This is a genomic window from Pistricoccus aurantiacus, assembly GCF_007954585.1.
Classification (GTDB): Bacteria; Pseudomonadota; Gammaproteobacteria; order Pseudomonadales; family Halomonadaceae; genus Pistricoccus; species Pistricoccus aurantiacus.
Genome location: NZ_CP042382.1, coordinates 955,737 through 979,275 on the forward strand (window position 1 = coordinate 955,737; position 23,539 = coordinate 979,275).

Annotated in this window: 19 protein-coding genes; 6 read left to right on the top strand and 13 right to left on the bottom strand. The window is 61.2% G+C overall.

From position 1 onward, the window contains the following. Positions 1-17: 17 nt before the first annotated feature. The 5 genes from gcl to ubiT all read left to right on the top strand — a co-directional run bounded on the left by gcl (position 18) and on the right by ubiT (position 5,991). Positions 18-1,805 carry a glyoxylate carboligase gene (gene gcl, locus FGL86_RS04570; protein WP_147183486.1) on the top strand — a complete coding sequence of 596 codons (1,788 nt, stop codon included), beginning with the start codon at positions 18-20 and terminating at the stop codon, positions 1,803-1,805. Between the two features lie 90 nt (positions 1,806-1,895). Next, complete coding sequence (gene hyi / locus FGL86_RS04575) at positions 1,896-2,672, top strand: hydroxypyruvate isomerase (protein ID WP_147183487.1); 777 nt, start codon at positions 1,896-1,898, stop codon at positions 2,670-2,672. A 53-nt stretch (positions 2,673-2,725) separates the two neighbouring features. Then, the gene (locus FGL86_RS04580; RefSeq protein WP_147183488.1) at positions 2,726-3,613 is read left to right on the top strand and encodes a 2-hydroxy-3-oxopropionate reductase; all 888 of its coding nucleotides are present in this window, start codon (positions 2,726-2,728) and stop codon (positions 3,611-3,613) included. A 288-nt stretch (positions 3,614-3,901) separates the two neighbouring features. After that, a complete protein-coding gene (gene pyk / locus FGL86_RS04585; protein WP_147183489.1) occupies positions 3,902-5,359 on the top strand; it encodes a pyruvate kinase in 1,458 nt (485 codons plus the stop codon). Positions 5,360-5,523: 164 nt separating this feature from the next. Continuing rightward, positions 5,524-5,991, top strand: a complete 468-nt coding sequence (gene ubiT / locus FGL86_RS04590; protein WP_147183490.1) for a ubiquinone anaerobic biosynthesis accessory factor UbiT — start codon at positions 5,524-5,526, stop codon at positions 5,989-5,991. Positions 5,992-6,005: 14 nt separating this feature from the next. On the opposite strand, the gene FGL86_RS04595 is transcribed toward ubiT, so the two are convergent. From FGL86_RS04595 to FGL86_RS04620, 6 genes are all read right to left on the bottom strand, one after another. Further along, positions 6,006-6,770: an anaerobic ribonucleoside-triphosphate reductase activating protein gene (locus tag FGL86_RS04595; protein WP_147183491.1), complete on the bottom strand. Its 765-nt coding sequence runs from the start codon at positions 6,768-6,770 to the stop codon at positions 6,006-6,008. Continuing rightward, the gene (gene nrdD, locus FGL86_RS18255; RefSeq protein ID WP_147183492.1) at positions 6,767-6,934 is read right to left on the bottom strand and encodes an anaerobic ribonucleoside-triphosphate reductase; all 168 of its coding nucleotides are present in this window, start codon (positions 6,932-6,934) and stop codon (positions 6,767-6,769) included. The genes FGL86_RS04595 and nrdD overlap by 4 nt, the downstream gene beginning before the upstream one ends. Before the next feature lie 41 nt (positions 6,935-6,975). Continuing rightward, a complete protein-coding gene (locus tag FGL86_RS04605; protein WP_147183493.1) occupies positions 6,976-8,691 on the bottom strand; it encodes a ribonucleoside triphosphate reductase in 1,716 nt (571 codons plus the stop codon). A gap of 197 nt (positions 8,692-8,888) precedes the next feature. Next, positions 8,889-9,788: a U32 family peptidase gene (locus tag FGL86_RS04610; protein ID WP_147183494.1), complete on the bottom strand. Its 900-nt coding sequence runs from the start codon at positions 9,786-9,788 to the stop codon at positions 8,889-8,891. An 11-nt stretch (positions 9,789-9,799) separates the two neighbouring features. Continuing rightward, positions 9,800-10,795, bottom strand: coding sequence for a ubiquinone anaerobic biosynthesis protein UbiU (gene ubiU / locus FGL86_RS04615; RefSeq protein ID WP_147183495.1), 996 nt, complete (start codon positions 10,793-10,795; stop codon positions 9,800-9,802). A 113-nt stretch (positions 10,796-10,908) separates the two neighbouring features. Beyond that, positions 10,909-11,958 carry a hypothetical protein gene (locus FGL86_RS04620; RefSeq protein WP_147183496.1) on the bottom strand — a complete coding sequence of 350 codons (1,050 nt, stop codon included), beginning with the start codon at positions 11,956-11,958 and terminating at the stop codon, positions 10,909-10,911. 186 nt (positions 11,959-12,144) lie between these two features. On the opposite strand from FGL86_RS04620, the gene FGL86_RS04625 reads away from it, so the two are divergent. Continuing rightward, a complete protein-coding gene (locus tag FGL86_RS04625) occupies positions 12,145-13,356 on the top strand; it encodes an amino acid deaminase (RefSeq protein ID WP_147183497.1) in 1,212 nt (403 codons plus the stop codon). Here the strand turns inward: FGL86_RS04625 and FGL86_RS04630 are convergent. The 7 genes from FGL86_RS04630 to trhO all read right to left on the bottom strand — a co-directional run bounded on the left by FGL86_RS04630 (position 13,353) and on the right by trhO (position 23,516). Then, complete coding sequence (locus FGL86_RS04630; protein WP_147183498.1) at positions 13,353-14,843, bottom strand: class I SAM-dependent DNA methyltransferase; 1,491 nt, start codon at positions 14,841-14,843, stop codon at positions 13,353-13,355. The genes FGL86_RS04625 and FGL86_RS04630 overlap by 4 nt on opposite strands. Further along, positions 14,840-16,837 (bottom strand): ATP-binding protein, encoded by a 1,998-nt coding sequence (locus FGL86_RS04635; RefSeq protein WP_147183499.1) that lies wholly within the window; start codon positions 16,835-16,837, stop codon positions 14,840-14,842. Before FGL86_RS04635 ends, FGL86_RS04630 begins: the two co-directional genes overlap by 4 nt. Next, entirely contained in the window at positions 16,834-18,381 is a 1,548-nt protein-coding gene (locus FGL86_RS04640; RefSeq protein WP_147183500.1) for a restriction endonuclease subunit S, read from the bottom strand. Before FGL86_RS04640 ends, FGL86_RS04635 begins: the two co-directional genes overlap by 4 nt. A 32-nt stretch (positions 18,382-18,413) precedes the next feature. Beyond that, positions 18,414-18,680 carry a type I restriction-modification enzyme R subunit C-terminal domain-containing protein gene (locus tag FGL86_RS04645; protein WP_147183501.1) on the bottom strand — a complete coding sequence of 89 codons (267 nt, stop codon included), beginning with the start codon at positions 18,678-18,680 and terminating at the stop codon, positions 18,414-18,416. Between the two features lie 53 nt (positions 18,681-18,733). Beyond that, positions 18,734-19,866 (bottom strand): IS3 family transposase gene (locus tag FGL86_RS04650; protein WP_425468303.1). Its coding sequence is split into 2 segments (ribosomal slippage): positions 18,734-19,611 and positions 19,611-19,866, totalling 1,134 coding nucleotides; the frame shifts between segments, so codons are not numbered across the junction. A gap of 65 nt (positions 19,867-19,931) precedes the next feature. After that, on the bottom strand, positions 19,932-22,463 hold the full coding sequence (locus tag FGL86_RS04655; RefSeq protein ID WP_246131730.1) for a type I restriction endonuclease subunit R: 2,532 nt from the start codon (positions 22,461-22,463) through the stop codon (positions 19,932-19,934). 96 nt (positions 22,464-22,559) lie between these two features. After that, a complete protein-coding gene (gene trhO, locus FGL86_RS04660) occupies positions 22,560-23,516 on the bottom strand; it encodes an oxygen-dependent tRNA uridine(34) hydroxylase TrhO (RefSeq protein WP_147183502.1) in 957 nt (318 codons plus the stop codon). Between the last annotated feature and the right edge of the window lie 23 nt (positions 23,517-23,539).

Here is a 23,539-nt window from a genome sequence, read left to right on the forward strand (position 1 = left end):
TTCCAGGAGAATGTCCCGTGGCCAAGATGACCGCAGCAGAAGCCGCCATTCACGTCTTGAAGAAGGAAGGTGTCGACGTCACCTTCGGCGTTCCCGGTGCCGCCATCAATCCTTTTTACGCCGCCATGCGCAAGGTCGGCGGTGTCGATCACGTGCTGGCGCGCCACGTGGAAGGCGCCTCTCACATGGCGGAAGGCTATACCCGCACCAAGGCCGGCAATATCGGCGTCTGCCTAGGCACCTCCGGCCCCGCCGGTACCGACATGATCACCGGACTGTATTCCGCCACCGCGGATTCCATTCCGATTCTCTGCGTCACCGGCCAGGCGCCCACCGGCAAGCTGCACAAGGAAGACTTCCAGGCGGTGGACATTCAGGCCATTGCCGGCCCGGTCACCAAGTGGGCGATCACCGTACTGGAACCGGCCCAGGTGCCGCGCGCCTTCCAGCAGGCCTTCCACCTGATGCGCAGCGCCCGTCCGGGCCCGGTGCTGATCGATCTGCCCATCAACGTGCAGATGACCGAGATCGAGTTCGATCCGGATACCTATGCGCCGCTGCCGGTCTACAAGCCCGCGGCGACTCGCGCTCAGGTCGAAAAAGCCCTCACCATGCTCAACGAAGCGGACAAGCCGCTGCTGGTCTCCGGGGGCGGCGTCATCAACGCCGACGCCAGCGATCTGCTTACCGAATTCGCCGAGATCACCGGCGTGCCGGTCATCCCGACCCTGATGGGCTGGGGCACCATTCCGGACGATCACAAGCTGATGGCGGGCATGGTGGGTCTGCAGACATCCCATCGTTACGGCAACGCGACACTGCTGGCCTCGGATTTCGTGCTGGGCATCGGCAACCGCTGGGCCAATCGCCATACCGGTGATCTGGCCAGCTATACCGAAGGCCGCAAGTTCGTTCACGTGGATATCGAGCCGACCCAGATCGGGCGCATCTTCTGCCCCGACTACGGCATCGTGTCCGACGCCAAGGCGGCGCTCGAGCTGTTCGTGGACGTCGCCAGGCAGTGGAAGAACGCCGGCAAGCTCAAGGATCGTTCCAACTGGGCGGAAGAATGCCAGGAGCGCAAGCGCACCATGCTGCGCAAGACCCATTTCGACAACGTGCCGATCAAGCCCCAGCGCGTCTACGAGGAAATGGTCAAGTTCTTCGGCAAGGACACCCGTTACGTCACCACCATCGGTCTGTCCCAGATCGCCGGCGGCCAGTTCCTGCACGTCTACAAGCCGCGCCACTGGATCAACGCCGGTCAGGCGGGTCCGCTTGGCTGGACCATCCCGGCGGCCATCGGCGTGCGTCGTGCGGACCCGGATGCCAAGGTGGTCGCGCTGACCGGCGACTACGACTTCCAGTTCATGATGGAGGAACTGGCGGTGGGTGCGCAGTTCAAGCTGCCCTTCCTGCACGTGCTGGTGAACAACTCCTACTTGGGCCTGATTCGCCAGTCCCAGCGCGGCTTCGACATGGACTACTGCGTGCAGCTGTCCTTCAAGAACATCAACTACACCGACGAAGAGGCAGAGCTGGCGGAGTACGGCGTGGATCACGTTTCCGTGGTGGAAGGCCTGGGCTGCAAGGCGCTGCGGGTCACCGAGCCCGACAAGATTCCCGCAGCCTTCGAGCAGGCGGAGCAGCTGATGAAGGAGCATCAGGTGCCGGTGGTGGTGGAGATAATCCTCGAACGAGTGACCAATATCTCCATGGGTACCGATCTGAGCGGGGTCACCGAGTTCGAGGAGCTGGCTGAGAACGCTGAGGACGCCCCGAGCTCCATCGCTGCCTTGACCTGATAGGTCGCCAAGTGAAAAACGTTCTGGCGTGTGCGGGGGCAGCGTCGGAACGTGACTGTCACACTTATAACCATGTAAAAGGAGAACCCAATGCCAAAGTTTGCTGCCAACCTCAGCATGCTGTTCACCGAAGTCGACTTCCTCGATCGTTTCAAGGCCGCCGCGGACGCGGGCTTCGAAGGCGTCGAGTATCTTTTTCCCTACGATTTCGAAGCCGCCGAGATCAAGAAGCGTCTCGACGACAATAAGCTGACCCAGGTACTGCACAACCTGCCGGCGGGGGACTGGGGCGCCGGCGAGCGCGGTATCGCCTGCCATCCGGGTCGTGTCGACGAGTTCCGCGAAGGTGTCGACAAGGCGATCGAATACGCCACCATCCTGGGCTGCAGGCAGGTCAACTGCCTGACGGGCATCAAGCCGGACAGCGTCAGCGACGAAGAAGCGCACAAGACCGTTGTCGAGAACCTGCGATTCGCCGCGGACAAGCTCAAGCAGGCAGGTATCCTGCTGGTGGCGGAGCCGGTCAACACCCGCGACATCCCGGGTTTCTTCCTCAACCGTACCGAGCAGGCCATCGCGCTGTTCGACGAAGTGGGTTCCGACAATCTGAAGCTGCAGTACGACATCTATCACATGCAGATCATGGAAGGCAATCTGGCGCCGACCATCGAAAAGCATTTCGAGCGTATCGCTCACGTGCAGCTGGCGGACAACCCGGGCCGACACGAGCCGGGCACCGGCGAGATCAACTATCCTTTCCTGTTCGACCATCTCGATCGTCTGGGCTATGAGGGCTGGATCGGCTGCGAATACAAGCCCAAGACTGAAACCAACGAGGGGCTGGGCTGGATGAAAGGCCTGAAATAAGCGTCACACGCACTCGTCAGCATGTTTTCAGAACAGTTTGAAGGAGAGAGACAATGAGCAAGATCGGTTTTATTGGTCTGGGTATCATGGGTCGTCCGATGGCCGGCCATCTGCTGGACGCTGGCCACGAGCTGGTGACCGTCAAGCGCGACAAGCCGCTGGACCAGGCGCTTGCCGACAAGGGCATGCAGGAATTGGCGAACCCCAAGGCGGTGGCGGAGCAGTCCGAGATCATCATCACCATGGTGCCGGATACCCCGGACGTGGAGCAGGTGCTGTTCGGCGAAGACGGCGTCGTGCACGGCCTGCAGAAAGACGCCCTGGTCATCGACATGAGCTCCATCGCGCCGATGCCCACCCAGGAATTCGCCAGGCGCATCGAAGAGGCAGGCGGTGAGTATGTCGACGCGCCGGTTTCCGGCGGTGAAGGCGGTGCCATCAACGCCGCTCTGACCATCATGGTCGGTGCCACGGAAAAAGGCTTCGAGCGCGCCAAGCCGGTCCTCGAGGTAATGGGCAAGACCATCACGCGCATCGGCGGCCACGGTGCCGGTCAGACCTGCAAGGTGGCCAACCAGATCGTTGTTGCCTTGACCATCGAAGCCGTCGCGGAAGGTCTGCTGTTCGCTTCCAAGGCCGGCGCCGACGTCGAGAAGGTCCGCGAATCTCTGCTGGGTGGTCTGGCGCAGTCGAAGATTCTCGACGTGCACGGCGAGCGCATGATCAAGCGCACCTTTGATCCGGGCTTCAAGATCAAGCTGCATCAGAAGGATCTCAATCTGGCCCTGGAAGGCGCGCGCACCCTGAATCTGTCCCTGCCGGGTACCGCCAACGCCCAGCAGCTGTTCCAGGCCTGCGCGGCCAATGGCGGTGCGGACTGGGATCACTCCGGCATCCTGCGCGCCCTGGAGAAGCTTGCCGATCACGAAGTCAGCAAGTAAATCGAACGCTCGGGAGCTTTCCCCTGGGGTGGGGTAGTACCCACCCCCGCCACGCGCCGTGGCCTTCTCCGGCGGCAGGTACCCCCTGTTCATCTCGCTGCCCGCCGCCGGTCTTTTTTCGACTTCATGGTTTGCCAGTGCCGGTAGTCTCTCATTCGATACCGACCCATTTCCTGTCTGCTAACCTGAATGTCATAGCGAATCCTTGACCAGGATGGCCTTCGTTCCATCTTGATAACACAACAATATCAACGCCGTTTACGCCAGCAGATCGCTGCCGAGGTTGCCATGAATCCGATGCTCCATGCCCCCATTCGCCGCACCAAGATCGTCGCCACCCTCGGGCCGGCCAGCGATAAGGACGGCGTGCTCGAAGCCATGCTGGAAGCCGGCGTCGATGTCGTACGCCTGAACTTTTCTCACGGCTCCGCGGACGATCATCGCCAGCGCCTGACCCGAGTGCGGGAAATCGCCCAGCGTCTGGGCAGAAGCATCGCCGCCCTGGGTGACCTGCAAGGGCCCAAGATCCGTATCGCACGTTTCAAGGACGGCGCGGTACATCTCGAGGAAGGCAAAGCCTTCGTGCTGGACGTTTCCCTGGACAGCGACGCCGGCGATGAGCATCAGGTGGGCTGCGATTACAAGGAACTGGCGGACGACATGCAGGAAGGCAACGTGCTGCTGCTCGACGACGGTCGTCTGGAACTGGTGGTGAACAAGGTCGATCCGCCCAGGGTACATACCACCGTCAAGGTGGGCGGCAAGCTGTCCAACAACAAGGGCATCAACAAGCAGGGCGGCGGCCTTTCCGCCGCGGCGCTGACGGACAAGGACAAGGAAGATCTCAAGACCGCCATCGATATCGGCGTCGATTATCTGGCGGTCTCCTTCCCGCGCAACGCCGCGGACATGGAGGAAGCCCGGCGGCTGCTGGGCGAGGCGGGCAAGGAAATCGGCCTGGTGGCCAAGGTCGAGCGTGCCGAGGCGGTGGCCGACGATGAAACCCTCGACGGCATCATCAAGGCCAGCGAGGCGGTGATGGTGGCCCGGGGTGATCTCGGGGTGGAAATCGGCGATGCTCAGTTGATCGGCGTGCAGAAGCGTCTGATCAAGCGTGCCCGCAGCCTCAACCGCGCGGTGATCACCGCCACCCAGATGATGGAATCGATGATCGACTCACCGCTGCCCACCCGAGCGGAGGTGTTCGACGTGGCCAACGCGGTGCTCGACGGCACCGACGCGGTGATGCTGTCCGCGGAAACCGCCGCCGGCAGCTTTCCGGTGGAAACCATCGAAGCGATGGATCGCTTGTGCCTGGGGGCCGAGCGGGAGCGCAGCGCCCAGGAGTCCGGTCATCGTATCCATGAGGGCTTCACGCATATCGACGAAACCGTGGCGCTGTCCGCCATGTATGCCGCCAACCACCTGAAGGGCGTCGCCGCCATCGCCTGCATGACCGCCAGCGGTTTCACGCCGCTGATCGCCTCGCGGATTCGTTCCGGGATACCCATCGTCGGCCTCGCCCACAACCCCGTCGCCCAGCGCCGTCTGGCCCTTTATCGCGGCGTGGTGTCGCTGCCTTTCGATACCAGCGGGATGGCCGCGGAAGAACTCGATGCCCAAGCCCTGGATTTGCTCAAGCAGCACAACCTGGTAAGTACCGGAGACGAGGTGATCCTTACCCGCGGTGATCACATGAACGCCCACGGCGGCACCAACACCATGAAAATCCTGCATGTAAGCTGATTGTCATCTGCTCGCTTTCCTGGCCCGTATATGAGTTAGGGAGGCCATAGTTGACGCATATCAGGGTTCGAGTTCGGGGCAGCCGTTAGGATGGAGCTGGCGCATTGCGCCAGCTTTTTTATCGATCCAGCTTTCTCGTATCGAGCAAGAACCAGGGATATGTCATGCCATCGTTGTCTTCGTTGCCTCTTTCCCCGGCGCAGTTGATTCGCGCCCTTGATCCCCGCCTTCCCTTGGCGGTCAAGCGCCGCCTGGTGGAACCGCCGCTCAACCATGTCTTTGCGGATCCTCTCGAGGAGGGGGAGTTCGATGCGCTGGAGGGGCGTCGCCTGTCGCTATGTATCGAGGATCTGGGCGTGAATCTGACCCTGAGCCATCGACATCGTCGCCTGGTATTGGTGGAGGGCGCGGGGGAGGCCTGCATTCGCGGCGGCTGGCGTGAATTCCTGTGCCTGGCGACCCGTCGCGAGGATCCGGATAGCCTGTTCTTCCAACGTCGCCTGATCATCGAGGGCGACACGGAGCTTGGTCTGATGGTCAAGAATCTGCTGGATGGCCTTGAAGAAGGCCTGACCCAGGGCCGCCTGGGCGAGGTGTTGGGGTGGCTCGAGCGGCTGGCGCGCCGGGACTGAGGGCTTCTCTCGGCTCAATCGCGCAGGGTCAGATGAGTGAAGTGGGGTCTGAGCCGCCGCAGGAGGCGTTCGATCATCTCCCGAGTGGGGGCGTTTTCGACGGGCTGGCAGTAGCTCCGGTCCAGGCATTGATCCGTGCGCGCCAGCTGTAGGGCGTAGTGATCCACGCCGCAGTCCGCCAGGCTCAGGGCCAGGCGCTCAACATCCGTGAGAGTGAAGTCTCGCCAGTGAATCGTCGTGCGACATTCAAGATCGATACCGCTGTCCAGCAGCAATGCCAGGCTGTGGGCATGGCGTCGCCCGGCGCCGCGACGCCCGGTGATGCGCTCGAAGTCATCAAGGTAGCCCTTGACGTCGAGCCCCACCCAGTCGAGCCAGGGCAGAAGCGCTTCGAGGCGCTTCGGATAGATCCCCGCCGTGTGCAATCCCACCTTGAAGCCCATCGCTCTGGCCTCGCGCATCGCCGGCAGCAGGTCGCCATGCAGGGTGGGCTCGCCGCCGCTGAACACCACACCGTCAAGCAGCCCCCGCCGGCTTTGCAGGAACTCTCGGATTTCCGCCCATTCCTGGGGCTTGCCGCGACGCGGGGTGATCATCTGTGGATTGTGGCAATAGCCGCAGCGCAGCGGACAGCCCTGCAGGAAGACCACGCAGGCCAGATGCTCCGGGTAGTCCAGGCTGGTCAGCGGTACCAGACCGGCGACGGGGAGGCGGATGGCGGCACGATCGATGAGGGGTAGATGCCGGGAGCTGGGCTCCCGGCGGGCGGCGCGACTCATGAGGCCGCTGTCTCTTCACGGAAATGACGCCGTTCGCGATGTTCGGACTGCTTGCCGACGTTGAACTGGCTGACCGGACGGTGATAGCCCATGACCCGGGTCCAGACTTCGCAGCGCTGGCGGCGGTCGCTCGGCAGGGTGTCGCGCAGGGATTGGGTACTCATGGTGGTAACTCCTTTATGTCATGTTGACGGTGGAAATTTTTTCAGGCCGTGGCCTGGGCTTGTCCTGCCAGCAGCGCCTCGTCGCAGCGCGGGCAGAATTCGTGCTCGCCGGCCAGGTAGCCGTGTACCGGGCAGATCGAGAAGGTCGGGGTGACGGTCAGGTAGGGCAGCCGGAAGCGCGACAGTGCCCTCTGTACCAGGGCCTTGCAGGCGGTGGCGCTGGAGAGCTTCTCGCGCATGTACAGATGCAGCACCGTGCCGCCGGTGTAGCGACTCTGCAGCGGGTCTTGATGAATCAGTGCTTCAAAAGGATCGTCGGTATGGCCTACCGGCAGCTGGCTGGAGTTGGTGTAGTAGGGCGCCTCTTCGGTGCCGGCCTGCAGGATGCCCAGATAACGGCGCGCGTCTTCCTTGGCGAAACGATAGGTGGTGCCTTCCGCCGGGGTGGCTTCCAGGTTGTAGAGATTCCCGGTGTGCTCCTGGAACTCGCGCATCCGTTCGCGCACATGATCCAGCAGCTCCAGCGCCATGGCGCGGCCTTCCTCATCGGTGATGTCCAGGCGGTCTTCGCTGAAATTGCGCACCATCTCGTTGAGTCCGTTGACCCCCAGGGTCGAGAAGTGATTGCGCAGCGTCCCCAGATAGCGCTTGGAGTAGGGATAGAGCCCGGCGTCCATCCACTGCTGAATGCGCTCGCGCTTGAGTTCCAGGCTGTCCCGAGCGAGTTCCGTCAGCCGGTCGAGCTCCGCGTAGAGCCCGGCCTTGTCGCCGGCGAAACGGTAGCCCAGCCGGGCGCAGTTGATCGTCACCACACCCAGGGAGCCGGTCTGTTCGGCGCTGCCGAACAGACCGTTGCCGCGTTTGAGCAGTTCACTGAGATCCAACTGCAGGCGGCAGCACATGGAGCGCACCATGTGCGGCTCCAGATCCGAATTGAGGAAGTTCTGGAAGTAGGGCAGGCCGTACTTGGCGGTCAGGGCGAACAGGCGCTCGGCGTTGTCGCTGTCCCAGGCGAAGTCCGGGGTGATGTTGTAGGTGGGGATAGGAAAGGTAAACACGCGCCCCTGACGATCGCCTGCTTCCATCACCTCCAGATAGGCGCGGTTGATCAGGTCCATCTCGGCTTGCAGCTCGCCGTAGCTGAATCCCTGTTCCTTGCCGCCGATCACCGGTACCTGCTCGCGCAGGTCCGCCGGGCACACCCAGTCGAAGGTGAGATTGGTGAAGGGGGTCTGGCTGCCCCAGCGGGACGGCACGTTGAGGTTATAGATGAACTCCTGGATCGCCTGCTTGACGGCGGCGTAGTCCAGATTGTCCTTGCGCACATAGGGCGCCAGGTAAGTGTCGAAGGAGCTGAAGGCCTGAGCACCGGCCCATTCGTTCTGCAGGGTGCCGAGGAAGTTGACCATCTGCCCCAGGGCGCTGGTCAGGTGTCGGGGCGGGTCGCTTTCCGCGCGATCCGCCACCCCGTTGAAGCCTTCCGTCAGCAGCGTGCGCAGCGACCAGCCCGCGCAATAGCCCGCCAGCATGTCCAGATCGTGGATATGCAGGTCGCCGTCGCGATGGGCGCGGCCCACTTCCGCCGGATACACCTCATCGAGCCAGTAGTTGGCGATCAGCTTGCCGGAGACATTGAGAATCAGCCCACCCAGGGAGTAGCCCTGGTTGGCATTGGCGTGGACGCGCCAATCCGCTCGCTCCAGGTATTCGTTCACCGTGGCGCCGACATCGATAGGCAGCCTCGGAACCCTTGCCATGGTATTCACCGCCTCTCCCTATATATGCTGTTTTTTTATCTGACAAGCACAATATGTAGGGGTGGAGGCTAGCGGAAACCGCCCCGGCAAAATTTGACGCAGGTCAGAAAAACGCCAGTAAGGATCGGAAGGTGTTGCCTCGTGGCGTAAGGGACAAGTACCCGCCAGGCACGCCATGGCGGGTAGCAGGCAGTGAATCAGGCGGTGGTCGCGCGGCTGTTTTCCATGCCGGGCCGACCATGCCAGTAGCCGTCGCAGATCTCGGCCTCGACCAGCGCCAGCGGATCGGCGGGGGGAAGTTCGCCGCGCCGGGCCTGGTCGAAGGCGTGAACGACCTCCGCCATGTTCGCGGCACGCGGGCTCAGGCGCGCCACGCCGATGCCCATCGATTGCATGTCGGGGACTTCGCGGCGCAGATCCTGACAGGCGCCGGACATCGTCTGGATGCCGTTGAGGGTGAACACGCCCTCAGCCTCCTGGGAGCGCAGGGCCAGCCCTTCGGGATATTGCTGGCAGACGAACTGGCAGCGGTCCTTGGGATATTGATGGCGACGGGCGGTGAAGCAGCGCGCCGACCAGGCCAGGGGCAGGTGGCCGTAGGCGAACACCTCGCAGGGTTGGTCGAGCCCTTCCCGGGCGCATTCGTCAAGCAGGGTGGCGAGATCGTCCCGAGGCATCTCCACCGGGGCGCACCAGCGCTGCAGGCCGGCCTTGGCCAGTACACCAATGGCCGCCGGGTTGTACAGGTTCAGCGATGCGCCAGCGGTGAAAGGCAGGTTCGCGGCGATCAGTAACTGCAGGGCGCTCTGATCGTTGGCTTCCACCACGAACTCGCCGTTGGCGCACAGCTTGCGCAGGCCGCGCAGATCCGCCTCGGATTCGATCAGGGTCTGGGAGGAAAGCACCACCTGCTTGCCGCTCTGCTCAAGTTCGCGACCGATGCCCAACCAGTCGTCGAGCTTCATGTCGCGCCGGCGAGAGCAGACCGTCTCGCCAAGATGAACGATTTCCACCGGCCAGTCCGCGGCGTCGCGGTAAAAGTCGGCATATTGCTCCCGGGTCCAATAGAACAGCACCGGGCCGATTGACAGTTGCATCCTTGTACTCCTTATTTCCAGCGGCGTTCGTAGGCGCCCAGGGTGGTGGTGGCGCCTTCGGAAAGCTCGCCCAAGGCCGCTTGCCAGGCAGGTTCTGCCTGGAACTGGTCGGGATTGTTGTCGAGCCGGTTCAGGGCCTGGCGCCAGATGCCGGCGACCTTGGAGACATAGGCCGGGCTGCGCTGGCGCCCTTCGATCTTCACCGCGCTGATGCCAAGCGCCTTGAGTTCCGGCAGCAGGTCCAGGGTGTTGAGGCTGGTGGGCTCCTCGATGGCGTGATAGGTCTCGCCCTCCACCTCGAAGCGCCCCTTGCATAGCGTCGGGTAGCCGGCCCGCTCGCCTTCGCCGTAGCGGTCGATCAGCACGCCGCCCAGGCGGGATTCCAGCCCTCGGGACGTCTCCTCCCAGCGCACGTGAGAGGCGGGTGAACATACGCCTCGGGTGTTGGGGGATTCGCCGGTCAGGTAGGAGGACAGATAGCAGCGCCCCTCCGCCATGATGCACAGGCTGCCGAAGGCGAAGACCTCGAGTTCCACCGGACTCTTTCGAGCCACGTCGCGCACCTGGGTCATGGACAGCACCCGGGGCAGCACTGCGCGCTTGATGCCGAAATGCTCGTGGTAGAAGCGCAGTGCCTCGTAGCTGGTGGCGGAGCCTTGCACGGAGAGATGCCGGGCAAGATCCGGGTGTCGTGTCGCGGCGTAGTCGAGCAGACCCAGGTCGGCCATTATCAAGGCATCCACACCAAGATCCGCGGCCTGATCCACGGCACGAGTCCACTGGGACCAGCCCGCGGGCTGGGGATAGGTGTTGATGGCGCAGAATACCCGCTTGCCTCGGGACTGGGCATAGGCCACGCCTTCCTTGGCGCGCTTGTCGGTGAAGTTGAGGCCGGCGAACTGGCGGGCGTTGGTGGCGTTCTGAAAGCCGAAATAGACTGCATCCGCGCCTTCGTCCACGGCGCGTTTCAGGGCGGGCAGGTTGCCCGCCGGACAGACCAGTTCCATGGAGAACTCCTGGCTGGGGAAAATCTGTCCATACTAGGCGAACGAATAATGCCAGAAGTTGATGCGTGTCATAAGGAAAGGGATTTCATGGCGAACCTTGAACCCGTTAGCTTTCAGCGCGTCATTTCGAGCAATGTATAGGGCGCCTCGCAGGCGTGCCGTTCGTCCCGGGTATCGATGGAACCCAGGCCAAAGAATCGGTCGTTGTCGTAGGCGACGAAAAGCCGTGTCTCGTCGAGTACCGCCAGGCCCTCCGCCTTATGTTCGAACTCCAGGGGGTTGTCGTTCTCGGCATTCTCTATCAGTTGCGGCGTACCACCGGCGAAGAAATCCTCGAAGCCGATGACCCACAGATAGCCGCCGATATGTTCCTCGCCGTCGCGCTCGACCTCGAAACTGGTCAGCAGGTAGAGGCGCCGGTTGAAAGGGTCGTATTCCAGGCTCGACAGGCCGCAGTCGAAACGCACGCCTTCGTGAGCGCCGGGATCGAAATGATAGAAGTCGCGCAACTCGTCGATGAATTCCAGATTGTTCTGGTCGTTGATGCGATAGTGGGCCCCCACCACCCGGCTGACGTAATCGAAATTCTCATGGGACTCCCCCTGCTCGCGCACGCCGAACAAGAGCAGCCCATCGCCCTTGTCGTCCGTGGGAATCGCCGCCAGGCCCTCGATCTTGTAGTAGGGAAAGCCGATGGCCGCGCTCAGCTTGTTGCGAAGCTCGAGGGAACCTACTACTCCATCCCGTGGATCCGGGTCCACCACCTGTACCTTGTCCGGCTCCCCCAGGGGCCAGATCAGCAGGTGGTTGTAGTCGTTGAGAGCGTGGCTTGCGGCGTCGATCCGATCGAAACCGGTGGTGGCCAGCACGTGCTTGCCGTCCGCGGTGAGGGCGAAATCCTCGTACTTGGTGGCCTGCTGAATGGACTCGGCGGTGAAGTAGGTGATGGAATCATCGATGGGACAGCCGCGCTCGTCGATCTGCATGGCGAACACCGAGGAGCGCTCCGCGCCGGGAATCGGCTTGTCGCTGGCGAAGATCAGCCGCTCGCCGTCATAGACCACCGCGGAAATTTCCGCGTTGGCCAGGCGGCCTTGATCGTCTTTCAGACCTTGGGGAAAGCAGTGCAGGGTGCCTTGAGCGGCGATGGTAGCGCGGGTCATGAAACCTCCGTCAATGAAAAACAAGGGTATCCGGGCGGCATTCGTATCGATGGCGAACTCGCGGAAAGTATGCTTGCCTGGAAAGTGCTATCTCTCAGTATAGAAGTGTCGACCGCGCAAGCGAAAAACAACCAACCAAGCGATTGCCGGCCTTGCCGGTGACATGGATGGATCAGGAGAAACTGCATGTCAATCAGCCCCCAGAACGCCAACGAAAAAGGCCTGCCCCAGACCGGCGTCTCCTTGCTCAGGGATGTCAGCCTGCCGGCGGCGGTCATCCACGAAGCGGCGCTTTTACACAACCTAGCCTGGATGCAGCGCTTCGTTGACGCTCACCATGCCCGGCTCGCGCCCCATGGCAAGACCACCATGGCGCCGGCGCTGTTTCAGCGGCAGTTGGAAGCCGGTGCCTGGGGTGTGACGCTCGCCACCGCGGTCCAGTGCCGAGCGGCCTTCAACCACGGAATCAAGCGCCTGCTGCTGGCCAATCAGCTGATCGGCGCGGCCAACATGACGATCGTCGCGGAGCTGATCGAGGCCGGCGCCGAGTTCTACTGCGTGGTGGACTCCGTGGCCAACGCCCAAGCGCTGGGACGTTTCTTTGAGGAGCGCGGCCTGGTTCTGAAGGTGCTGATCGAACTGGGTGTGCCGGGCGGGCGCTGCGGCTGTCGCACTCAAGAGCAGGTCTTTGAGCTGGCGCGCGCCGTCAACGGCGCATCGGCGCTGCGTCTGGCGGGCCTGGAAGGTTACGAGGGCGTGGTGCACGGCAACGATCCCGCGCGGCGTATTCGCGACTACGCTCGACAACTGGTGACGACCGCTCAAGCGCTGTATCAAGACAGGCTGATCGAGGCGGATGACCCCATCATCACCGCTTCCGGCTCCGCCTGGTACGATCTGATCGCCGAGGCATTCGACGCGGCAGGACTGCGCGAGCATTTCACCCCGGTGCTGCGCCCGGGCTGCTACGTGGTACACGATCACGGCCTCTATCAGGATGCCCAACAGGACGTGCTGGTGCGGCGCCCGGATCTCGAGGAAGGCCTGCGTCCTGCGCTGGAAATCTTTGCCCAGGTCCAGTCGCTGCCGGAGCCCGGGCTGGCCATCATCGCCATGGGCAAGCGCGACATCGGCGCCGATCGCATGCCCGAGCCGCTGCGCCGCTATCGGGAAGGTGGACGTTTGAGCGAAACGCTCGACGTGACCGGCTGGGAGGTTACTCGGATGATGGACCAGCATGCCTTCCTGCGCTTACCGGAAGCCGCAAGCGACGTGCAAATCGGTGACATCATTGCCTTTGGCACCTCCCATCCCTGCCTGACCTTCGACAAGTGGCGGCGGGTCTGTCTAGCTGATGAAAACCTGAATGTGAAAGAAGTGATGGAGACCTGTTTCTAGGAACGAGCGCTTTCCAAGCTAGCCGCGACGCCACGGAACGCCTCCAGCCCTGCTTCCAGGTTCTCGATGATCTCTTCGATCAGCACGTCCGGCTCGGGCAGGTTGTCCAGATCGCCGAGCGACTTGTCCTTGAGCCAGAAGATATCCAGACTGACCTTGTCGCGCTTTAGCACCTCATCCAGCGAATACCTGCGCCAGCGGCCTTCGAGATTGCTCTCGCTCCAGGTTTCCCGACGCTGGTCGCGCTGGCCCGGCTGGTAGCAGCCGATGAACTCCCGAAGATGCTCCAGGCGCAGCGGCTTCTTCTTGAGGGTGTGATGGACGTTGGTGCGGTAGTCGTAGATCCAGATGTCCTTCGTCCAGGGCGCCGCTCGCCCCGGCTTGTTGTCGAAGAACAGCACGTTGGCCTTGACGCCGTTGGCGTAGAAGATGCCGGTAGGCAGGCGCAGGATGGTATGCAGTTCGGTGGTGGTCAGCAGCTTGCGGCGCACGGTTTCGCCGGCGCCGCCCTCGAACAGCACGTTGTCCGGCACCACCACGGCGGCCTGGCCGTTTTCCTTCAGCATGGTGCGAATGTGCTGGACGAAGTTGAGCTGCTTGTTCGAGGTGGTCGCCCAGAAATCCTGGCGGTTGTAGACGAAATCCTCCTTTTCCTGTTCGCCCTCCTCGTTGGTGACGGTCATCGAACTCTTGCGACCGAAGGGCGGATTGGCCAGCACGTAGTCGTAGCGCGCCGGGGCAGGGCCGATCAGCGCATCGGTGGAGGCAATATTGGGCTGGTCGTCGATCTCGCCGATGTTATGCAGAAACAGGTTCATCAGGCATAGCCGCCGGGTGTTGGCGACGATCTCGTTGCCGTGAAAGGCGTCGTGCTTGAGAAACTGCTTCTGCTCGCGGCTCATCCGGGCACCGTGGTGCTCGGTGATCCAGTCGTAGGCGGCCAGGAAGAAGCCGCCGGTGCCCGCGGAGGGGTCGGCGATGGTCTTGCCCGGCTGGGGCTGCACGCAGGCGACCATGGCCTTGATCAGGGCGCGCGGGGTGAAATACTGGCCGGCCCCGGACTTGGTGTCCTCGGCGTTCTTCTCCAGCAGGCTCTCGTAGATGTCGCCCTTGACGTCCGCGTCCAGCATGGCCCACTTCTCCGCATCGATCATGTTGATCACGCGGGCCAGCTTGGCCGGGTCCTGGATCTTGTTCTGCGCCTTGGTGAATATCTGCCCCAGGGTGCCGGCCTGCTGGCCCAGGGTGCGCAGCAGGTCGATATAGTGAGCCTCGAGCTCGGCGCCCTTGCGCTTGACCAGCGAGGGCCAGTCGTAGCCTGCGGGAATACCGGCTTCGCGGCGGTAGGGCGGCTGGCTGTATTCGTGCGCCATCTTCAGGAAGATCAGGTAGGTGAGCTGTTCCAGATAGTCGCCATAGCTCACCCCGTCGTCTCGCAGGGTATGGCAGAAGTTCCAGACTTTATTGGCCAGGGTTTGCGCGTTCATTCGGTCTCTCTATTGGCTTTGGTCGATACGTAGGCCTGGTCTGGGCGATTGGGATCGTCCTGGTATTGATATGCCAGCGCATTTTCCTGACGCATCGGCGTAAGGTACTCTTTTAGAAGATATTCTTGATTACGTTTCAATAACAGGGAGAGTTCAGCCGCACGGTAAGGCCGCTCGGCACATAGCACTTGTAGTAACTCCCGTACTCGTTGCTTGTTTCTTGAGCGCTGGCCAATGGCGTCCAGTCGTAGCGCTAACCAGTCTGGAAGTTCGGCCATTAGCGACTCCCGGGATAGGCTTCTCAACTCTTGAGGCAAGCCATCTGGCTCAGGAGATAAGCCATCTGACTCCCGAGATAAGCTACCTGACTCTGGAGGTAAGCCACCTGACTCCGGAGGTAAGCCCTTGAGGTGGGGTGATAAGCTCCCGAGGTTGTCAGATAAGCCGTCAGATCCCAGCAGTAAGCTTGCTTGCTCGGTACTGCTGGTGACCATGTCGCCGGATACCGTCGTCCCGCTGGGGAAGTTCTCGCCGGGCAGGTAGTAGGTCGCCGCGCCTTTCGGCACCTGCCTCAGCAAGCCAAGATCCCGCAGTCGCGTCAGCTGCTGGCTGGCGGTCAGGGTATCGACACGGTTCTGGTCGCGGTAGTCCGCATTGGTGATGCGCCCGGTCTCGCGCACGAACAGCAGGGCACGGCACTCTTCCTCGGAAAGCTGCCAGTGGCGGAAGTGTTTTAGCCATTCCACCGCTTCTTCATCGAGGAAGTGCACGAACAGGAGCGTCGCCATAAAACGGTCTTCATGACGCACCGACTCGAATACCGGCGGCGTAAGTCCTGCCTGTTCCATCTGACGACGCATCACCCGAATGCCGCTGCCCTTGGTTTCCGCATAACCGATCTCGTGCAGCACCGTGGCCAGGGTCGGGTTGCGCCAGGCGCTGCCCGGCTGACCCAATTCTTCTTTTGGCTTGAGGGAATAGCCCGGGTTGCGTACCTCGATACGGTTGCTGAAGCGGATGATCTGTATCGGCTGATGGGCGCGGTAGTTGCGGTGCATCAGGGCATTGACGATAGCCTCGCGCACCACCTTGGCGGGAATCAGCGGGCGATCCTCTCGTCGCTGGCTGCCGTTCGGCAGATGGAAGGCCGTGGGCAGATCGTCCATCACCGCCGCCGTGGCGCGGTTGATCAAGCGCGGCAGGGTATCGCGCATGTCGATGGTGGTGAAGCGCTCGTCCGGGTCCTCGATCCATTCCTTGCCGGTCACTCGGATATAATCGACCCGCTGGGCCGGCACCAGGCGGCGAATCGCCATGCGTCGCCCGAACAGCAGAATGCCGGACAGCGTCGGCTTGAGCTCGCCCTGCTGCCAGACGGCGGCGCCCAGGGCTTCGAGCAACTCGTTATCGTCGTAGCCGAGTTCTTCCGCCTGGGCGTTCATCGCCTTGCGGTCGCGGCGATAGTCGTCGATGGCGTCCGGGTCGATATCGTCAATCGTGACGCCTGGCGGCACCGAGCGGTCGAACTCGAGTTGTGAACGCTGCTGATAGAGCGCCTCGAGATCATGCTCGTTGCAGCGGTAGTCGCCATTGGGGCCGCGCCGCCAGGCGGCCCTGGGCAGCGACGATTTCTGGAAATAGATCGGCTTGTCCGTGGCCCGCGCCTCGGGCATATAGATGGCGATGACGCGCCGGCCCTCGAGCATTTCCGTCGCCGCCTGGAAACGCAGCGGCACGTTGAAGGTGGTGGCGCAGGCGGAGTGCAGGTCGTTGAGCAGGCGGTCCGGATCGTCGATGCCTTCGACGCGATACTCGCCGGGCATACCGGAACCCACGCCCAGCAGCAGATAGCCGCCATCCAGCCCGGGTTCGTTGGCGAAGGCGCAGAGGGTTTCCAGCATCGACTTGCCCACCTCGCGACCGCGCTTGGCCTCGATGCGCTCGGATTCATCCAGCAAGCGCAGCCGTTCGAGCAGTTCCGCCGCCGTCATCATGAAGTTGGTTCCTGGCATTTTCCGCGTCGGGTTTTGGGCTGTTTTTCCTGTTCGGCGTGAATACGTTCGGCGCGAATGCGTGCCAGCAGTTCGCTGGCCGGCTCGTCGTTGGGGTCCTGCGGCACCAGCTTGCCGGCGAAGGCGCGCTTCAAGATGGATTGCTTGAGGGCCTCGGCTTGTTTCAGGGAGGCGGCCAGGGTTTGTTCCAACTGGTCGAGTTGGGATAATGATGCTTCGATTTGGCTTATAATTAGTGACTGTTCTTCGGGTGAGCAGTACGGTATTACCAAATTTTCAAGCGTTTTTAGGTTTATGTTTTTTTGAGCGGTGGCAGGCGCAAAAAATTCAAGCCGTTGCTGTGCAGAAGATATGAATTTCTCAATATATTTTGGTGAAGTGGTATTGCCCCTGCTGGCAAAGCCGACAATTGAGTCAGGAAAGCAAGCGCTGAAATTTAAGAATGCGGTTTCCGCTATATTGGCAGCAATGGTTATACACAAAGTTCCCTTTGGCCACAGCTTGCTCTGCGCTAGCCCTGCCTCATTATAAGTCGAATTGTATTCACGAATGACACCTTTTGAGTTTTTTACTTCACTAGTTTGTATAAAGGGATAGTCCCCGCCAAATAACAAGGGATCATTTCGAGGCCGATGCTTTGATTTTCCTCTTGCAAGTTCACCCAGCGCTGATAACTGTAGGTAGAACCAACCTTCCGGCAATTCCGGTAGCTCCGCCAATTCTTCCTGGGTCAATGGCGGCAAAGCTTTTGGCGCCTTGGGCTTGCGGGGTTTCTTGCCTTCCTTACCGGCGGCTTCCCAATCCTGAACCTGCTGTTTCCAGTCCGCCAGCTGCTGCTGGTAATATGCCTCGCGCTCGGCCTGAATCCGTTCCAGCAGCGCTTCCTGACTTTCCAGTTGATGGGCATTCTCTTTTCGCCACTGCTCGGTCAGCTTGCCTTCGAAGGCGGCCTTTAGCAGTGACTGGCGGGCGGCTTTTAGCTTGGCCTGGGCGGTTTTCAGGCTCTCCACACCGCTATCGATCTCGGAGAAAAGCTCCTCGATCTTGGCGACGATACGGTGTTGTTCTTTTGTTGGTGCAATATTTATTATTACTTCATTAGCATCGCTGCGGCTCAGCCCTGGAATGGCTGTAGACTTTTCTAGTCTGTTCAAGTTAGCAAAGCTAAGCAGGTATTTTAAATACTTTGCATTTGTGCCAGAGGGTACTTGAGAAAAGTAAACAGTATCGATGGGCCAGCAATTTTTTGTTTCAAGATATATGCTGCCAACAGCACCTTTTCGCCCAATGATCAAGCTAGGCTTTGTGGTTAGCGGGGCGTCATGATAGCCAACAATACCGCTAGAGCCATAAACAGGAGTTTTTCCATAGTCATTCCTGTCTGTTTTCTTAAGAGCCTTACCATAATTGAGCTGAATTATTTCTTTTAGTTTGCATGATGCCCACCCCATAGGCAGTTCTTGGGCTTCTGTATTGTTTGTAATAGTTAAATACTGCGCCGAAACCTCATTAACTACATCATCCATAGTTCTAATATTTACCTTATACTGCCCGGCGCTCACGCCGCCAGTGCATCATTGATTTCATCGATTACCCGATCCATTTCATCGCCGAATAGCTGATACATCTTCCCCACGCCGCCCTGGGCATCGAAGGGATGATAGTCGAAGTCGTCGAGCTCGATATGCAGGCTGACGGCGATATGGTCGCGGATCATTTCCAGCCAGGCTTGCTGCTGGGGCGTGAACTTGGGCTGGTTGCCGGCGTGCTTGGCGAATATCCAGCGCTTGAAGTTGGCGCGCACGGTATCTGAGGTGGACCCCATCAGCTGGACAGCTTGAAGGTGTTACTAAGCTCTGACCTCTTTGTTTACCCGGCTCAAGCTGCCAGGGTCACGGATGGCTGGTAATACACCTCGTCGGGTGTTTGATAATCATGGCTCTGATGGAACCGCTCCTGATTGTAGTGCCGGAAGTACCGGTTAAGCGCCTGTCTCAAGTGTCGCCCATCCTCGAAGGCGGTGAGGTAGATGCACTCATGTTTGACACTGCGCCAGAGGCGTTCCACGAAGATATTGTCATGGTAGCAGCCCTTGCCGTCCATGCTGATCCGGATGCCATGATGCTTGAGAACATCGGTGAAGGCTTCACTGGTGAACTGGACACCCTGATCCGTGTTGAAGATTTCCGGCGTTCCATGACGTTGCAGGGCCTCCTCCAGAGCATCAACGCAGAAGTCAGCGTCCAGGGTGTTCGAGACGCGCCAGGACAGCACCTTGCGAGTGTGCCAGTCCATGATGGCCACCAGGTACATGAAGCCCCGGGCCAGCGGCGCATACGTGATATCGGCGGCCCACACCTGGTTGGGCCGGTCGATCCGGCGCCCTTTGAGCAGGTAGGGATAAACCTTGTGCCCCTCGCCGGGAATGCTGGTTCTCGGACGCGGGTATACCGCCTGCAGGCCCATGGTGCGCATCAGTCGCTGGACTCGCTTGCGGTTTACCTGATAGCCCTGGCGCTGCAGGAACGCCCGCATTTTGCGAGACCCGTAATACGGCGTTTCCAGATGTTGCTGATCAAGTAGATACATGAGATTCAAATCCTTCTGACGCTGTTGCCGAGGACGGTAGTACACCGATGAGCGGCTCAATTTGAGCAATTCACATTGGCGCGTCATGCTGATATCAGGGTGGTCGCGCTCGATCATCGCCAACCGGCGTCGACGACTTACTGATCGAGCTTGCGCGATAAAAAATCGCGTTCCACCGTCAACCGGCCGATCTCGCGATAGAGTTCATCGGTGTTGGGCTCGTTGGACGGCTTGCCAGCCTTCTTCTTGCCTTCGAAGAGGTCAGGGGCATTTTCCAGCAGCTCGCGTTTCCAGGTGCTGACCATGGTCGGATGGATCTGGAAACGGGCGGCGATCTCGGAAGTGGTCTGGTCACCCTTGAGAGCGGCCAGGGCAACCTTGGACTTGAATGAAGCGCTGTACTGTTGGCGTTTCTTGCTCATGATTCTCCTCCTGAGGGAGATGATGAATCAGAGCTTAGGCACCTGTCCAAATTTCGGGGTCCAGTTCAATCCGCATAGGGGGTGAGCCTGTCGTCCCAGCCGCAGGCCCGGCGTACCAGGGCGACGATCTGCGTCAGCTCCCGTTCCGGGCGCGTGACGTTGACTTCATCCAGCGCGGCGTAGGCGTCCCAGACCTTGACCGGGGCCAGGGTGGGTTTTTCCTGCTTGAGCCGTTCCAGTAGTTCGGTGATCGTCCGCTGGGTGATCTCCGCCCGGCGCTGGGGCTGGGCGTAGTAGATGGTCAGGGCGGTGATCTCGTCGCGGTGGCTTGCCAGCCACTGTTCGAACTCCTGGCGCAGGTGCGCGCGCTGGGCGTCGAGATCGGTGTCCCAGCCGCTGTAGGTGACACTATCGAGATTGGTGGCGTCCAGGGTCTGCTCCTGGCGCTCGCGAATGTCCTCGAGCAGGGTGGTCAGCTTGCCGGTGATGGGGGCGCAGGCGGCCTGGGCACGCTGGTTGCGTACCTGCTCCCGCTGCACGCTGGTGATCGTCTCATTTGGCCCCAGTTCAAACTGCTTTCTAGCCTCGCTATCGATGGCATCCGGGTCGTCCACGGCGAGCAGGCCGCCGGCCAGGTCGTTGAGGCTGGCGCCGCCGGTCAACTCCTTGACCTGGCGCTGCTGCTCGACGTTCAGCCGCTTGGCGAAACGCGCGAAGCGCCCGGCCAGAGAGCTTAAAGTCGGTTCGTCGCGAACCCCCATTACCACGCCGGTCATCAGGTCCTTCTGGGAAAGGCTGGGCTTTTTCTCCAGGCTGCCGGTGTCCTTCTTTTCGGAGTCCTTGACGCCGATGGCATCCACCAGAATGAATTCCCGCTTGGGGCCCCGGGCGGCGTTGCTGACCACCGCCAGGCCGTCCGCGTCGAGGCTGCGAGTGCCGCGGCCGACCATCTGCATGTAGTAGTTGCGGCTTTTCACGTCGCGCATGAACAGCAGGCATTCCAGGGGCTTGACGTCGGTGCCGGTGGCGATCATGTCCACGGTCACGGCGATGCGCGGATGGTAGTCGTTGCGGAAGCTGGCCAGCACGCTCTTGGGGTCTTCCTCGGTACGGTAGGTGACCTTCTTGCAGAAGTCGTTGCCCTCGGCGAACTCCTCGCGAACGACGCGGATGATGTCGTCCGCATGGCTGTCGGTCTTGGCGAAGATCAGGGTCTTGGGTACCTGGAAGGTGTTTGTCTCCGTATAGCGCTCTGGGAACATCCGCGGCAGGCCGTCGCGAAAGGCGCGGATGACCTGGCGAATCTGGGACTCGTTGACCACGGAGCGATCGAGCTGGGTGCCCTGGTAAGTGACTTCCTCGTCGAGCTGTTCCCAGCGTTTCTTGCGACTCAGGCGCTCGCGCTTTTCCACCAGCTCCCGGGCTTCCAACTGGCCACCGCCTTGGGTGATCTCGGTAGCGATGCGCCAGACGCGGTGATCGACGTTGACGCCATCCGCCACGGATTGCTCCAGGGTGTATTCGCTGACCACGTTCTGCTGGAAGAAGCCGTAGGTACGCTTGTCCGGGGTGGCGGTCAGGCCGATCAGGAAGCTGTCGAAGTATTCCAGCACCTGACGCCACAGGTTGTAGATGGAGCGGTGGCATTCGTCGATGACCATGAACTCGAAGAATTCCGGCGAAATGCGCGGATTGTAGACTACCGGCAGCGGCGGCTTGCGCAGCGTGACAAGGTCGTCCGGCACGGTTTCTTCCGCGGTCTCGTCCAGCGGCTCGCCCTTGAGGATCGAGTACAGACGCTGAATGGTGCAGATGACGACCTGGGCATCCTTGGGGATATGGCTGCTGGTCAAGCGGCAGACGGTGTAGAGCTCGGTGAACTTGCGGTTGTCGTCCTGGGGAATGTACTGGTAGAACTCGCCTTCCGCCTGCTCGCCAAGGTTCCTGGTATCCACCAGAAACAGCACTCGCTTGGCATCGGCGAACTTCAGCAGCCGATAGATCGAGGTGATGGCGGTAAACGTCTTGCCGGCGCCGGTGGCCATCTGGATCAGGGCGCGAGGGCGGTTTTCCGCCAACGACGCTTCCAAGTTGCCGATGGCGCGAAACTGACACTCTCGCAGGCCATGCGCTTGCAGCTCGGGAAAGTGGGTCAGGCGAGTACGCAGGGTATCCGGCTCGGCAAGACGCTGGGCCAAGGTTTCGGGTCGGGGAAACTGGAAGATCTCCCGGGCGCGGGGCTTGGGGTCGCGGCTGTCCGTGTAGCGGGTGATTGCGCCGGTCGCTTCGTGAATGAAGCGCAGCGGCACCTGGCCGAGATGCTTGAGATTGGCAGTGGCATAGCGCGTCGACTGCAGTTCCACCGTGTTCAGGCGATGACCTTCCTCGTCGCGCTTCGCTTCTATGACACCGGCAGCCTGACCGTCCACTACTAACAGGTAGTCCATGGGGCCGCTGTCGGTGGGGTATTCGCGTATCGCTACGCCGGACCCGGCACTAAGGTCGAGCTCGCTCATGGATTGAACGAGCCAGCCTGCTTGCTTAAGTTGAGCGTCGATGCGCTCACGGGCTTGCTGTTCCGGGGTCAGGGGACTCATGCGGGCATCTCATCTTTCCACGACTGCTATAGACTGGCTTACTAATTTAAGCTTATCAGCTTAACTAATGGAATTATCGAGAGATGCCGTCTCTTCTTAAGCCTCGATTTCCCGATGCCTCGGATCCCGACCAATAGGGTGGGGCTCGCCGCGCTTCCTGGCCAGTTCGATCTGTTTCTGGCGTTCCCGGGCGCCTTCCCGGGTCTTTTCGGGCAGTGAGCTCCAGCAGTGGGGGCAGCTGACGCCGGGCACGTAATGCTCGGACTGCTGATCCTCCGGGGAGATCGGTATGCGACAGGCGTGGCACTGCTCGAACTCTCCTTCGCTCAGGTCGTGACGTACCGTCACCCGGTTGTCGAAGACGAAGCACTGGCCGCGCCACAGGGACTGCTCTTCCGGCACCCGCTCCAGATAATTGAGCACGCCGCCCTTGAGGTGATAGACCTCCTCGAAGCCTTCTCTCAGCATGAAGCTCGAGGCCTTCTCGCAGCGAATGCCGCCGGTGCAGAACATCGCCACCTTCCTGTGCCTGGCCGGGTCGTAGTGCGCCTGCACATGCTCGGGAAATTCGCGGAAGGAGGTGGTCCTGGGGTCGATGGCGCCTTCGAAGGAGCCGATGGCCACCTCGTAGGCGTTGCGGGTGTCGATCACCAGCACCTCCGGGTCCGCGATCAGGGCATTCCAGTCCTCCGGCTCCACGTAGGTGCCGACCTGCTCATTGGGATCGACCCCCTCGATGCCCAGGGTGACAATTTCCTTCTTGAGCTTGACCTTGGTGCGATAGAAGGGGTGTTCGTCGCAACAGGATTCCTTGTGATCAAGATCCCGAAGGCGCGGGTCGGCTCTCAGCCAGTCCAGCAGGGCATCGATACCTTGGCGAGTGCCGGAAACCGTGCCGTTGATGCCCTCCCGGGCCAGCAGCAGGGTGCCTTTGACGTCGTGTTCGAGCATCTGCTGGCGCAGCGGCTCGCGCAGAGCCTCGAAGTCGTCGAGGGCGGCGAACTTGTACAACGCCGCGACGACGATCTCGGAAGAATCGTTGGTATGAGTCATGTCTTTCTCCTGGTAGTCATCCT

Bases quoted from the DNA above. Each gene is read 5' to 3' on its own strand.
- hyi (WP_147183487.1), top strand. From the start codon at position 1,896: ATGCCAAAGTTTGCTGCCAACCTCAGCATGCTGTTCACCGAAGTCGAC.
- FGL86_RS04580 (WP_147183488.1), top strand. From the start codon at position 2,726: ATGAGCAAGATCGGTTTTATTGGTCTGGGTATCATGGGTCGTCCGATG.
- pyk (WP_147183489.1), top strand. From the start codon at position 3,902: ATGAATCCGATGCTCCATGCCCCCATTCGCCGCACCAAGATCGTCGCC.
- ubiT (WP_147183490.1), top strand. From the start codon at position 5,524: ATGCCATCGTTGTCTTCGTTGCCTCTTTCCCCGGCGCAGTTGATTCGC.
- FGL86_RS04595 (WP_147183491.1), bottom strand. From the start codon at position 6,770: ATGAGTCGCGCCGCCCGCCGGGAGCCCAGCTCCCGGCATCTACCCCTC.
- nrdD (WP_147183492.1), bottom strand. From the start codon at position 6,934: ATGAGTACCCAATCCCTGCGCGACACCCTGCCGAGCGACCGCCGCCAG.
- FGL86_RS04605 (WP_147183493.1), bottom strand. From the start codon at position 8,691: ATGGCAAGGGTTCCGAGGCTGCCTATCGATGTCGGCGCCACGGTGAAC.
- FGL86_RS04610 (WP_147183494.1), bottom strand. From the start codon at position 9,788: ATGCAACTGTCAATCGGCCCGGTGCTGTTCTATTGGACCCGGGAGCAA.
- ubiU (WP_147183495.1), bottom strand. From the start codon at position 10,795: ATGGAACTGGTCTGTCCGGCGGGCAACCTGCCCGCCCTGAAACGCGCC.
- FGL86_RS04620 (WP_147183496.1), bottom strand. From the start codon at position 11,958: ATGACCCGCGCTACCATCGCCGCTCAAGGCACCCTGCACTGCTTTCCC.
- FGL86_RS04625 (WP_147183497.1), top strand. From the start codon at position 12,145: ATGTCAATCAGCCCCCAGAACGCCAACGAAAAAGGCCTGCCCCAGACC.
- FGL86_RS04630 (WP_147183498.1), bottom strand. From the start codon at position 14,843: ATGAACGCGCAAACCCTGGCCAATAAAGTCTGGAACTTCTGCCATACC.
- FGL86_RS04635 (WP_147183499.1), bottom strand. From the start codon at position 16,837: ATGATGACGGCGGCGGAACTGCTCGAACGGCTGCGCTTGCTGGATGAA.
- FGL86_RS04640 (WP_147183500.1), bottom strand. From the start codon at position 18,381: ATGGATGATGTAGTTAATGAGGTTTCGGCGCAGTATTTAACTATTACA.
- FGL86_RS04645 (WP_147183501.1), bottom strand. From the start codon at position 18,680: ATGGGGTCCACCTCAGATACCGTGCGCGCCAACTTCAAGCGCTGGATA.
- FGL86_RS04655 (WP_246131730.1), bottom strand. From the start codon at position 22,463: ATGAGTCCCCTGACCCCGGAACAGCAAGCCCGTGAGCGCATCGACGCT.
- trhO (WP_147183502.1), bottom strand. From the start codon at position 23,516: ATGACTCATACCAACGATTCTTCCGAGATCGTCGTCGCGGCGTTGTAC.